The organism is Luteibacter sahnii, assembly GCF_034063545.1.
GTDB lineage: Bacteria > Pseudomonadota > Gammaproteobacteria > Xanthomonadales > Rhodanobacteraceae > Luteibacter > Luteibacter sahnii.
Window position 1 is genome coordinate 40,666 of record NZ_JAQLOK010000010.1, and the last position, 12,588, is coordinate 53,253.

Consider the following 12,588-nt stretch of genomic DNA (forward strand, 5'->3'; position numbering starts at 1 on the left):
GAAGTTGCCGTGCTGCGATCCGTGCTGCTGTTGATTCTTCTGGCCCTGCCGCGGCTCGTCTGGGCCCTGGCGGAGGGGCCGCTGTCGGCCGAAGACACCGAATGGCTGAAGAAACATCCCGTCTGGACGGTCGGCACCTACCGTGAGGGCTACCCCCCGTTCGAGGACCTGCGCGGTGGCGAACTGGAGGGCTTAGGTCCGAATTATCTCAACGAGGTCGCGAAGCAGCTCGGCGTCACGCTCCAGACGCGGTCGTATCCCGACTGGCCGTCGCTGCTCAAGGCCCTCGCCCGGGGCGAGGTCGATGTCGCCACCACGGTCACACCCCTGGAGCAGGGGATGCCCGGCATCCGTGTTGGGGCGACTTACTTCGAATCGCTCCCGGCGCTGACCGAGCGTCACGATGGCCCGCCTATCCACCGGCCCGGCGACCTGCGCGGCAAGCGGCTGGCGGTCCACGCGGGGTATTTCGACATGCAGGCGTTGCGGCGCGAACTGCCCGATACCACCCTAGTTGAGACCGGTTCCACCGTGGATGCCCTCGAACGGGTGCGGTCAGGGGACGTTGCCGCGTATCTCGACAACCCGTATTCGGCGCGCGAGTTCGTTTCCCGCCTCGGGCTGGGCGACGAGCTCGCCGTCGGCGCGCCGCTGGCGCTACCGATCAGCGCCCTGGCCTTCGCCGTCCCAGACGCACGGGCGCCGATCGGCCGGGCGATCGACCACGCCCTCGGCGAGCTGACCGCCGCCGACCACGGGCGGCTGAGGGCCCGCTGGGTAGGGCGCGAGATCGCGCCACGGCCCCGTGTCGGCGGCATTCCGCTCAGCGAGAAGGAAAAAGCCTGGCTGCATGACCTGCCACCGCTCCGGCTCGGCGTCGACCCCAGCTACGTACCTTTCAGCCTTTTCACCGGCCAGGGTGAGGCCGAGGGCCTGGCGCTGGACTACGTCCGCGAGATCGCCGCCGAACTGGGCGTGCGCGTAGTGCAGGTACCGAGCGACGACTGGGCGGGCACGGTCGCACGCGTCAAGCGTGACGAGGTCGACCTCGTGGGTGCGATCAACCCGCAGAGCACGGTCGCGCCCGATCTCGAGGCCAGCGTGCCTTATCTCGATTTCCCGATCATGATCGTCACCCGCGAAGGTGCGCCCACGCTGGCGGGCAGCGACGACCTCGCCGGCAAGACCGTGTTCGGCAATACCTCGCGCGCGCCGATCCGGCGCCTGCTCGAGCGCATCCCCGGCGCGCGCATCGTCGGCGTCTCCACCGAGTCCGATGGACTCAGCCGGCTGGCGGCGGGGGAGGGTGACGCCTTCGTCGGCAACCTCGCGTCGATCGATTACCTCATCCGGGGCCACTACCTGGGGCGGCTCAAGGTCGCCGCTCCCACGGGCGAGAGCGAAGCCATCGCCATCGGCGTGCGCAAGGGGCTCGCGCCGCAGCTGCTGCCCTTGGTCAACCGCGTGCTGATGAACCTGTCGACCCACCGGCAGCAGGAGATCCGCAACACGTGGTTCGCATCGCATTACGTCGTGGGCCCCACCTGGCGCGAGGTCGCCGGGCGCGTGGCGCCGTTCGTGGCTCTGCTGCTGATCTCGCTCATCGCGATCAGCTACGCCTACCTCAACCTGCGTCGCGAGACCCGTCGCCGCGAGCGCACCGAGCGTCGCCTCGCCGACGTCACCGCCCATGTGCCCGCGGTGGTTTACGAAGCGGTGCGCCGCCCCGATGGCCGCTACACGATGACCTGCGTCGGCGGCGATCCGATGGGCATCCTTGGACTCGAGCCCGGCCAACTGCTGACCGACGGCGAGGCGATGCTCGCCCCCGTGCCGGCCGACGAACGCGCGCGCATGCGCGACGCGTTCGAGCGCTCGGCGCGCGAGCTGACCCCGCTGCACGTCACCGTGCGGGCCCAGATCGGCGGCCGCACCCGATACCTCAGTTCCGACGCGGTCGTACTCGCCGCCGCGGACGGCACGGTGCATTGGAACGGCTACTGGGTGGACGTCACCGCGCAGGAGTTGGCCTCCCGCGGCCTCGCCCATGCCAGGGACGAGGCCGAAGCCGCCACGCGCGCCAAGAGCGATTTCCTGGCCACCATCAGTCATGAAATCCGCACACCCATGAACGGGGTGATCGGGTTGCTCGACGTGCTCGAGCGCACGCCACTGGACGACGAACAACGACGCATGGTCGCCACCATCGAGCACTCCGCCGAGGCGCTGCTGCACATCCTCGACGACGTGCTCGATTTCTCGAAGATCGAGGCCGGTCACCTGACGCTTGACCCGCGCCCGGCCGACCTGCGCGCCATCGTCGAGGGCGCCGTGGCGATCATGGCCGGGCAGGCGCAGGTGAAGGGCCTGCAACTGGACACTCGGATCGATCCGGCGGTCGCGCCGGCCTTGCTGATCGACGACGGGCGTCTGCGCCAGGTGTTGCTCAACCTGCTTGGCAACGCGATCAAGTTCACGGCCAAGGGCGGCGTGAGCGTGGCCGTGCAGGTCGACGAACACCTGGGCACGCGGCAGCGGCTCTCGATCGCCGTGAGCGACACGGGCATCGGCATTCATGCGGCCAAGCTGCGCCACGTCTTCGCGCCGTTCAGCCAGGCCGAGTCCACCACCACCCGCCGGTTCGGCGGCACCGGCCTGGGGCTGGCGATCTCGCGCCGGCTCGTCGAGCGCATGGGCGGACACATCGCCATCGACAGCGAGCCGGGGCGGGGTACGCGGGTGTCGGTCACCCTCGAACTGACAGTGACCGACGCGCCCGACGCGGCCCTGCCGACGCCCACGGTGCCCGTCGCCTATGCCGAGCCGCGCGCGGACGCGCGGATCCTGCTCGCGGAAGACCACCCGGTCAACCAGGAACTCGTCCGCGTGCAACTGCGCCTTCGCGGCTACGACTGCGACGTGGTCGACGATGGCGTCGCCGCGTTGGAGGCCCTGGACCGGCAGCGCTATGACCTTCTGCTGGTGGATTGCCACATGCCGCGGATGGACGGCTACGCGGTAGCCCGCGAAGTGCGCCGGCGGGAAGCGGATGGCACCCGCCGGATGCCCATCATCGCGATGACCGCCGACGCCCGACTCGACCAACGCGACGTCTGCCTGGCGGCCGGCATGGACGACCTGCTCGGCAAGCCGATCCGCCTTGAGGCGTTCCACGCCGCGGTGGCGCGCTGGCTGCACCGCGATGAGGCGCCGCTGCCCACCATCGACATGCCGCGCATGCGGCGAGCCTTCGGCTCCGACGACAACGTGGTCAGCGTGATTCGCGCGGGGGTGGCGACCACGCGGGAGGCCCTGGCACGTGTGCCCTACGTGCTGGAGCGGGCCGAGCCCAACGAGGTCGCCGGCTGGGTCCATCACGTGCTGGGCGGGGTGAATATCTTTGGCGTCTCCGACGTGGGCACGCGCGGCGAACGCCTGGAGCGCGCCCTGCGCGACGGGCAGCCGCTCGACGTCATGGAGGCCCGCGCGTTCGCCGACGCGGTCGGTGTGTTCGCCGAGGGGTTGTCCCGCTTCGCGGATCGGCTGACGTCGCCGACCTAGCCCTGCGTCAGGCGTAGTCCACCGCGATGACCGCGAAGCGGGTGCGCCCACCGGGCAGTTCCGCTTCGAACGCGTCATCGACCTTCTTTTTCAGCACCGCGCGCGCCAGCGGGGAATCGATGCTGATCCATCCCAGCCGGGCGTCGGTCTCGTCCGGGCCCACGATGCGGTAACGCACGATGTCGCCGGTGTCGATGTTTTCCAGTGCCATCGTGGCCCCGAAGAACACGGCATCGCGTTGGGCCGGCGCCGCCTCCACCACCTTCAACTGGGGAATCCGCTTGCTCAGGTAACGTGCGCGACGGTCGATCTCGCCGAGCTGCTTCTTGCGATAGATGTATTCGGCGTTTTCCGACCGGTCGCCCTCGGCGGCGGCGGCCGCGAGGGCCTTCACCACCTCGGGCCGGACGGTGTGCCACAGGTGGTCGAGTTCGGCCTTGAGCCGTTCGAAGCCGTCGCGGGTGATGATCGCGGTAGACGACGGCGAAGGAGGGCGCCAACGGCTCACGAGGCGGCTCCCGGAGACTGGTCGAGTAGGTGGAGCATGGTTTCCAGGTCGTTGATGATGGGATGGTCCGCGTAGTCGCGCCGCAGCGCTCGGGCGAGTTCCGCCGCGCGCGCCGGCTCGCCGAGCCCTATCCACGTGCGCACGGCGAGAAGCCCGTAATGCGGGGCGCCCGCGTCGTGGGGCCAGGTGCGCAGGTACCCGGTCGCAAGGTGGAGGGCCAGGCGCGCCATGCCGCCATGGGCGGCCGTGTCCGCCAGCGGTCCGCAGGTGTCCGGGGCATCGGGAAGAAACGACGGATCGACCTGCATCGCGTCGCTCACCACGCCCAGCGCGCGTCGCGTCTCACGCTGGACGACGAGCTCCGCGATCCAGATCTGCGCGTGCACGAGCAGTTCGGCGGTGCGTCCCTGGGCGCGCAGCAGTTCGCGGTACCGCTGGTGCAGGGGCGCCGGGGCCAGGCCGTCGCGAAGGCGTTCGGTGAGCAGGCCGGTCGCCGCCTGGATATCGTCGACGGCCAGGTGGTTCACCTGCCGCAGCAGCAGCGCATCGTCGTCGGTATGCAGCGCGTGGTGCAGCGCTTCGGCTTCCGGGCGGTAGCCCAGGTCCGCGTGGCGATGATGGATGAGCGCGCCCATCAGGTGGAAGTTGTAGACCGTGAGGTAATTGGCGACCGCGAAATAGGCGAGCATGCCGAAAAACCGGGGTCCGTGGTCGTCCATGGCCGCCTGCGCGCCGCTCTGCAGCAAGCTGGTGACGACGACCACCGCGAACAGCGCGACGTACTGCCCGCCGAGCCGTCCGATGATGGCGAACCATGTCAGCGGGTTGAGCGCGGTCAGCACGCCGTCGAACGCCATCGACATCGTGATCGCCGGCAACACGAACGCCAGGGCGATGGCAACCAGGAACCCCGGTATCCCCAGCCACAGCGTGGCGAGCACGCCTAGCGCCGTCCCCGTGAGCTGCACCAGCACCAGGGCCAGGCCCGCACGGTCGCCGGGTTCGAGTGCGAGTTCCGGCGGCTCGGCGTAACCGTCCGCGCTGCGGCGCAGGCAGGCGAACGCGTAGGCGTAGATGGCGATCCAGCCGATGGCGGTGATGATGAGTCGCGCGCCGGGAAAGAACGCGATCGCTTCGAATAGCGTTATCGCCAGCACGGTCACCGGCGCCGACCCGTGCAACGGGTAGCGGAAGCCGGTGCGGATACGTTCGGCGAAGGGGGTATCCGGGTCGGCCAGGATGACGCCCATCGTCAGCGCTTTCCCCCGAAAAGGCTGCCGAGGATCCCGCGCACGATCTGCTGTCCGGCCCGTGTGCCGGCGGCGCGAACCATCGACTTGGCCGCGGTTTCGAGCATGCCCTGGCGGCGCGAGGTGCCTAGCACGGCGTCGCGCAACGCGTCGGACCAGGGGGGCCCGCCAGCGTCTTTCTTGCCCTCGCGCGTCACCGGTGGCGCCGCGGGATCGAGTTTGTCGCGCGCACGCGCGGCCAGGCGTTCTTCCGCCGATTCGCGGTTGACGGGCGTGTCGTACTTGCCCCCGACCGGCGAACGTGAGCGCACGGTCGCTCGTTCGTCGGGCGTGATGGCACCGATGCGGCATGTCGGCGTGGACACCAGCACCCTGCGCACGGGAGAGGGCACGCCACCCTCGCCGAGCGTCGAGACCAGCGCCTCGCCGGTGCCCAGCGCGCCGATAACCTCGGCGACGTTCAGTGCCGGGTTGCGCGCGAACGTTTCGGCCGCCGCCTTCACGGCCTTCTGGTCGCGCGGCGTGAACGCGCGCAACGCGTGCTGTACCCGGTTGCCGAGCTGACCGAGGACGTCGCCAGGCACGTCATCGGGATTCTGCGAGCAGAAATACACGCCTACGCCCTTGCTGCGGATGAGGCGCACCACCTGTTCCACGCGCTGGCGAAGCGACGCCGGCGCGTCGTCGAAGAGCAGGTGCGCCTCGTCGAAGAAAAACACCAGCTTCGGCATGTCCAGGTCGCCGACCTCCGGCAGTTGCTCGAACAGTTCGGAAAGCATCCAAAGCAGGAACGTGGCATACAGCCGCGGCTTGAGGATGAGGCGCTCGGCGGCCAGCACGTTGATGACGCCGCGGCCGCTCATGTCCTGGCGCATGAGGTCGGTCAGTTCCAGGGCGGGTTCGCCGAAGAAGGCGTCGCCGCCGTCCTGTTCGAGCCTGAGCAGGGCGCGCTGGATCGCCGCGATGCTCTGGGCGCTGACCAGTCCGTAACGCGACGATACGACCTTGGCCTGTTCGGCGACGAAGCCGAGCATCGCGCGCAGGTCGCCGAGGTCGAGCAGCAGCAGTCCTTCGTCGTCGGCCACGCGGAACACCACCTCGAGCACGCCCTGCTGGGTATCGTTGAGTTCGAGCACGCGGGCGAGCAAGGTCGGGCCCATTTCCGACACCGTGCTGCGGACCGGATGGCCGAGCGTGCCTTCGAGGTCCCAGAACACGACCGGGTTGGCCTGGGGGGCCCATCCCGTGAGACCGAGCCGGGCCAGACGGGCCTGGAGTTTTTCCGACGGAGCGCCCGCCGGCTGCGACAGTCCGGCGAGGTCGCCCTTGGCATCGGCGAGAAAGCAGGGCACCCCCAGGCGCGAGAACCCTTCGGCCAGAAGCATCAGCGACACGGATTTGCCGGTGCCGGTCGCGCCGGCGATCATGCCGTGGCGGTTGCCGTAACGCGAGTCCAGTTCGACGGCGGTGTGGTCGTCGCGTCCGATGAGTATGCCGGGCATGCGGCGGCTCCTTATGAATGGCCTGAACAAGTTTACGCAAGGATGCGCCGGTACGGAGAAATCCCGTCGCGTAACGCTTGAGTTGCGGGGGAGCGAGGATTAACGTGGCGGCCATTGTCCGACCTCGCCGAGCCCCCATGCCTTTCCGCGTTTCCCGTTGTGCCCTTCTCCTGCCTGTGGCCATTCTGGCCGGTTGCGCATCCGGCGGCGGCACCCGCCACGGCGCGGCGACACCCCAGGTCAACGCGTTGTACGACCGGATGAACCAGGCGAGCAAGGGCTACGAGGCGTCGATCGAGCAGGCTCGTCGCGGTGACACCCCCCAGGCGGCACAGACGCGCAAGCAGGCCCTCGACCAGCTCAAGGACGCCTCGGCACGCTGCGGTCTTACCCCGGGTTGCGATCCGCAACGCTTCGCCGCCGTGTTCGATCGTCTCCTGCGCCTGAAGGACGGCAGCTTCATCGAGGGCGAAGACGCCGACGACACCGAGCAAGGGGCGGAGGTGGGCGCGCAGCCGGGCGATGCGGCCGGTTCGGTGGCGGTCAATGCCCTGCCGCAGGCCCAGCGCAGCGTCACCCTGCTGAAGGGGCAGAAGTTCGCCGACATGATGGTCATGAACGGCCCGGTGAAGGCGGCGCTGGAGATGTGGTTGACCCAACTGCGTCCCAACCTGATGGACGCCTACGTCAACTATCAGATGATGCGCTACAAGATGTGGCCCGCCTACCAGAAGGCCGATCTTCCCGAAGCGCTGCTGTTCGGCATCATGGCCAAGGAATCGGGGGGCAAGGTGCATGCCGTGTCGCGGTCGGGCGCGTCCGGCCCCTTGCAGTTCATGTACGCCACCGGCCTGCGCTTTGGCCTGTCGAGCGAGAACGGCTTCGACGAGCGCTTCGATCCGACCATGGCGGCCCAGGCGAACGCCGAATACATCGACGAGCAGTTGGCCGCCTTCAATAACAATCTTGAGATGACCCTGGCTGCCTACAACGGTGGCGAGGGCCGCATGCGCCGCATCGCCGCCTCCAATCCGGGCGCGGGGTTCTACGATCCGGCGATCTACGGCCAGATGTCGGCCGAAACCCGCGACTATGTTCCGATGGTGCTGGCGGCGGCATGGCTGTTCCTTCATCCGGACAGCTACCACCTGACCTGGCCGAAGATCGACGGCGCGCCGGGTCAGATCGTGCTCAAACGGCCTGCCTCGTTGTCTGAACTCACCATTTGCCTGGGCTCGTCCGAGGGCATGCGCGATGGCTGGTTCCGCACGCTGCGCAACCTCAACCCCCGGCTCGACCCGCAGGTGAGTCTGCCGATGGGCACGCGCCTGGAGGTGCCGCGGCAACTGGAGAAGGCCTACGCCTCGGCCTGTGCGGACGGTCCGTGGCCGATCCTCGCCAGCGATCTGCACAACGCGGTGAAGATCATCGCGCCACCGCCGCCGGCGGCGACCTCGGCCGCCCTGGCCAACGGGTCGACTCCGAGCGTCGGCTCGCGCCCCTCGTCGAGCGCGTCGCGTAGCTACACGGTGCGTCGGGGCGACACGCTGGTCAGCATCGCCCGCAAGACCAGCTGCGCCGACGTCGAGGACATCGCGAAAATGAACGGACTAAGGGGCCACCAGCTCCAGGTGGGGCAGTCGCTGCGGATTCCCGTCTGCCGCTGAGGGCCGGCCGTCAGATCGCGGCGCGCGAGGGCATCCAGTCCGAATGCGCGTCGCGGCGATCGGACACAGACAGCTCCTTGATCTGCCGCATCAGGCGAAGGATCTGCCGGTGCAGTTCTTCCGCGCCGGGGCGGCGGGCGTCGAGGGTTTCGTGGTAGACCGCGGCGAGCCAGAGCGCGACGCCGCGCGTGGCGATCAGCGGGTTTTCCGAGCGGGCTTTGGCAAGGCCGATGTCCGGGCCATGCCCATAGGTGCTGTAACGCTCTTCGGGCGGCGTGCCGTAGAGGTGGGGGAAGTCGCAGGCGGCGGCTTGTTCCATCTCGCGGCGCACGAGTTGCTGGAGTTCGGCGTGCGTACGCACCGGCAGGTCCAGCACGACGCGCTCGATATCGGCAAGCTGGCGGCGTAGACGAATCTCGCGGTTCAACGCGATGAGATGGGTAACCAGGCGCATGGACGACTTCCCCTAACGGTGTTTCTCGGTGCTCTCCGGCGCCCCGTCCCCTAACGGAATGCCGAATGTGCGCAGCATACGCCGGGGATGCGTCGAATGTAAGACGTTTTCGTCACAATGTGACGACGGTCGTCACATCGATGAACGCACCCACCGCCCAAGCCGTTGACCTACCTGCACCTGCTGCTGTGGGGCAAGGTCGTCCAGCGCATAACCCTCCGGCAGGAGGAGGATCACGGTGGAACCCATGTTGAAGCGGGCCATTTCCGCGAACCGCTCCAGGCGGACGTGCCGATCGCGGCAGTCGGTGCGGATGATGTCCGAGGCATAAGGCGGGATGGCTAGGCCGTCCCACACGGTGGCGACGCTGGACACCAGGATCGCGCCCACCATCACCGAGACGAACGGCCCGTGCGCGCCGGTAAACCGGCAGACAAGGCGTTCGTTGCGGGCGAACAGGCGTGGGATGGCCTCGACCGCGAAGGGCGCCACGCTGAAGATGCGGCCCGGTACGTGAGTGGTGCCTTCCAGGTCGCCGTCCAGGGGCATATGCACCCGGTGATAGTCGCGCGGCGAAAGATAGATGGTGACGAAGCTGCCGTTGCGGAACGGCGCAGCGGCGGCCTCGTCGCCAAGCAGTTCGGCAGCCGTGAATTCCTGGCCCTTGGCCTGGAAGATCCGCCCGTCGCGGATACGTCCCGCCTGGCTGATCCGGCCGTCGGCGGGGCAGAGCAGGGTATCCGGATCGCCGTCCGCCGCCGTCCGTTCGCCGGCCTTGAGCTTACGGGTAAAGAAGGCGTTGAAGTGCGGGTAGGCCAGTGGATCGGGCTGGGCCGCCTGGCTCATGTCGACGTCGTAACGCTGCACGATCTCCCGGATGAGAAAATTCTTCCAGGGCGCCCACGCCCAGCGCGTCGCCTGGTAGACGATGCGCGAAAGGAAACGATGCGGGAGGATGTACTGCAGCAGGACGTTGGGCTTCATCGGGCGGAGTATAGGTCAAGACCGATGTGGCTGTTTCGGGCAGATGCCGCCCTGGACAGGGCGGCATCGTGTTGCGGCCGGACGGGTCATGGCCCGATGTAGAGGTTATCGATCTTGATTCGGCCGCTGCCAGTTATCAATATGTCTCTGATCAAGCGACCATCGACGATCTGTTCGAAGTGGTGACGACTCGCCGGCAGGGGTACATTGACATTATAAATCTGAACGTTGCCGTCGGTTGTCGCTGAGTAGTCGAATGACACGGTCGTGGCGCCAACGTATGGCCTCGTGTTCAGGAGTAAAAAATCGGCCGGATATTCCACGTAGCTACCACTCAGAGGGCAATCGCCCGGGTCGGTCGTTTTCTTTACCGCGTATGGTTCGCCAGCTGCTCGGCTGGCATAAGACTTAACCTCCGGTAGCTCGGGCGTGAGATAGAACCAGTCCTCGTCGATGGGTCTGATCGCATCGAACGTGACCGCGCCGGGCCGCCCCGAACACCCGGTCTCTCCCGTATCGCCTGGATCGGGCACCGCCTGGTCGCTTTCGTTATAGGCGAACGAGGCCGTGCCCTGGGCGGACGATGGAAGGGTCAGGCTGACGACGGGCACGAACTTGCCGAATGTCTTCTTGTAGCGCTGTTGATCGTTGCGGGCGTTGGCGAGCGCGCCCTGTTTGCTGGGCATGTAAAAAAAGGCACTGATCGGGACGGCGGCGTTCTGCGCCCATTTGGCCATGCGCAATTCGTTCTGCACGGCCCAGGTTGAGGCGCTCATGCTCTGCCGGGCGAGGATGAACTGCTTGAATCGGTCGGCCGAAGACGCCGAAACCATGCTCCAACCGCATTGTCCGGTGTATTTGTTGGCTTGTTTGTTGAAATGCGCGATCCATGCGCTAGCCGTGCGTATGGATTGTCCGTCGCACGGCGCACTGGCCTGGGGATAAGGCGTGGATGGGCCGCATCCGGAAAGCGTCGGTCGATCGTTCGTGCCGCCGTCATGGGGAAACGCGCAGCGCACGTCGATGACAGGGGAGCCGGCGATGCCCAGGGCCTTGGGATAGAAAATGAACCCGTTGCCGTAGGTATAGACAAGGTTACTGAAGTTGGTGTCCTTGCGTATCCAGGAAAACGACACGCCGGTGGACGATGGGTTGGGATTCCATGGCAGGAACGCCGCGTTGGTTTCCGTGGCGCGAAGCATGACGCCCGTGCAGACGAAGGCGGGAGCCGTCGCGCTGCCGCAGTCATCGCGTAGGTCGTTGTACCACTGTCTGATCTGGGCCACGACGCCGTCGCCGACGAGCGACCGTGCCGATGCTGTCGATACCGGTGCCGGCGGCGATCCCTGCACGGCAGCCGCGTCCCGCGGTGCGATGTCGGCAGGCGACAGGGCGGGTGATGCGGCCGTGTGGTCGGGTACGCGCTGCGTTGCGCACGCAGATAGCAGCAGCAAGGCTGCGCCAAGATATATCCGTTTCATCTGTCTCTCCCTGGAATGGCATGCGTTCGGGGGCGTTCCGGTGCTCCCCGTTCGACGCTGCACCGACGCCAGACCGATCGCAATCGTGATCGCGAAGCGTTATGGGCAATCGCTACGTAACCCGCTGATGCAAGGGCGATCGATTGCTTGCGACGCGAGGGTAGGAGTGGACCGTGTCCGCGACCCCTCAACGACGCAACGGGGTACGGGAAGCAGCTACCTCGAGGCCGCGTATGCCACGCGTCGTCACTTCATGTCGGCGGATATCGTGCCGACCACGCGATCGGCTCCCCTTGCGCGCGCCCGTGCCGTCGGATCGCCATGAGCGCGCGGCTTGCGCCGATGATTGAGTAACGTCTTATCCGTGCTGTCGTGCGGCGACGGATGCCTATAGGTGAAGCGCACATCTGCCTTGGATAGTTTGTCGACAGACGATCCCGGATCGACAGAGATACACCATGTCGTGCAAGGCTTTTTTGCTTGGTGGCCGATCGCCTGGGATGCGCTTGCGACACGGACGCCTTGAGCGGCCGGTAGGGCGCGTTCACCGTGGGGCCGCGTCGCCAAGCGGGTGACGCGAGTACCCACAAAGGAGTCTTCATGAAAAAGCTTGTTTTCGTTCTCGTCGCTGCCATGACCAGCCACGCGGCGGTCGCCTGCGAACCGCCGCTGTCTGGCGCCTATACCTTCGACGATGTGGCGACCGGCACCTACCGTTCGCTGTACGTGCCCGGAAAGATCATCATTGGCGAGGCGGTCGGCAAGACGTTTACCGTCGAAGACGGCCAGGGCGAAGACGCTTGCCCGGTCGCTGGCCGTCACGTGGCCTTCGAGGTGGCGCCTGGTCCGCTGCGCGCCATGTCGTTCCACAGCCCGTACAAGCGCACGACGCGAGTGGCATTCGACTACGCGAAGACGCCGGGAGTGTCCGCCAGCGTCTTCATCAACCTCGATGGCATCTCCGCGGGTTCGATCGACCTGGGCGCGACGACGGGCCATTTCGATTACGAGGCGCCTTCTGGCGCAAGCATCGGCTCGATCTACGTCGTCGCCCGCAGTGCCGACACCGTGGGCACCATGCGCCTGGACAACATCCTGCTGAATGATGCGACGGGCGCCGCGGGGGGCGGTCGCTGATGGCATGACGCGGCGGGTATCGCCCGCGCCGTGGTTGGGACGTC

9 protein-coding genes are annotated in these 12,588 nt (G+C 67.2%); 3 read left to right on the plus strand and 6 right to left on the minus strand.

Features of this window, described 5'->3' with window-relative positions; all coding sequences use genetic code 11:
• Nucleotides 1–9 precede the first annotated feature (9 nt).
• The gene (locus PI246_RS17290) at nt 10–3,561 is read left to right on the plus strand and encodes an ATP-binding protein (RefSeq protein ID WP_320552566.1); all 3,552 of its coding nucleotides are present in this window, start codon (nt 10–12) and stop codon (nt 3,559–3,561) included.
• A 7-nt stretch (nt 3,562–3,568) separates the two neighbouring features.
• On the opposite strand, the gene greB is transcribed toward PI246_RS17290, so the two are convergent.
• Genes greB through PI246_RS17305 form a run of 3 tightly spaced genes read right to left on the minus strand, consistent with a single transcriptional unit; the run spans nt 3,569 to nt 6,821 of the window.
• Nucleotides 3,569–4,069 carry a transcription elongation factor GreB gene (gene greB, locus PI246_RS17295; RefSeq protein WP_320552567.1) on the minus strand — a complete coding sequence of 167 codons (501 nt, stop codon included), beginning with the start codon at nt 4,067–4,069 and terminating at the stop codon, nt 3,569–3,571.
• Nucleotides 4,066–5,319 (minus strand): DUF4013 domain-containing protein, encoded by a 1,254-nt coding sequence (locus tag PI246_RS17300; RefSeq protein WP_320552568.1) that lies wholly within the window; start codon nt 5,317–5,319, stop codon nt 4,066–4,068. The genes greB and PI246_RS17300 overlap by 4 nt, the downstream gene beginning before the upstream one ends.
• Before the next feature lie 2 nt (nt 5,320–5,321).
• On the minus strand, nt 5,322–6,821 hold the full coding sequence (locus PI246_RS17305) for a helicase HerA-like domain-containing protein (RefSeq protein ID WP_320552569.1): 1,500 nt from the start codon (nt 6,819–6,821) through the stop codon (nt 5,322–5,324).
• 137 nt (nt 6,822–6,958) lie between these two features.
• On the opposite strand from PI246_RS17305, the gene PI246_RS17310 reads away from it, so the two are divergent.
• Nucleotides 6,959–8,488 carry a lytic transglycosylase gene (locus PI246_RS17310; protein ID WP_320552570.1) on the plus strand — a complete coding sequence of 510 codons (1,530 nt, stop codon included), beginning with the start codon at nt 6,959–6,961 and terminating at the stop codon, nt 8,486–8,488.
• A gap of 10 nt (nt 8,489–8,498) precedes the next feature.
• Here the strand turns inward: PI246_RS17310 and PI246_RS17315 are convergent, their stop codons facing one another.
• The 3 genes from PI246_RS17315 to PI246_RS17325 all read right to left on the minus strand — a co-directional run bounded on the left by PI246_RS17315 (nt 8,499) and on the right by PI246_RS17325 (nt 11,407).
• A complete protein-coding gene (locus PI246_RS17315; RefSeq protein WP_320552571.1) occupies nt 8,499–8,942 on the minus strand; it encodes a hypothetical protein in 444 nt (147 codons plus the stop codon).
• Between the two features lie 132 nt (nt 8,943–9,074).
• Nucleotides 9,075–9,926: an archaetidylserine decarboxylase gene (asd, locus tag PI246_RS17320; RefSeq protein ID WP_320552572.1), complete on the minus strand. Its 852-nt coding sequence runs from the start codon at nt 9,924–9,926 to the stop codon at nt 9,075–9,077.
• Between the two features lie 86 nt (nt 9,927–10,012).
• Complete coding sequence (locus tag PI246_RS17325; protein WP_320552573.1) at nt 10,013–11,407, minus strand: hypothetical protein; 1,395 nt, start codon at nt 11,405–11,407, stop codon at nt 10,013–10,015.
• Between the two features lie 600 nt (nt 11,408–12,007).
• Between PI246_RS17325 and PI246_RS17330 the strand changes: the two genes are divergently transcribed.
• Nucleotides 12,008–12,544, plus strand: coding sequence for a hypothetical protein (locus tag PI246_RS17330; RefSeq protein ID WP_320552574.1), 537 nt, complete (start codon nt 12,008–12,010; stop codon nt 12,542–12,544).
• The last annotated feature ends 44 nt before the right edge of the window (nt 12,545–12,588 follow it).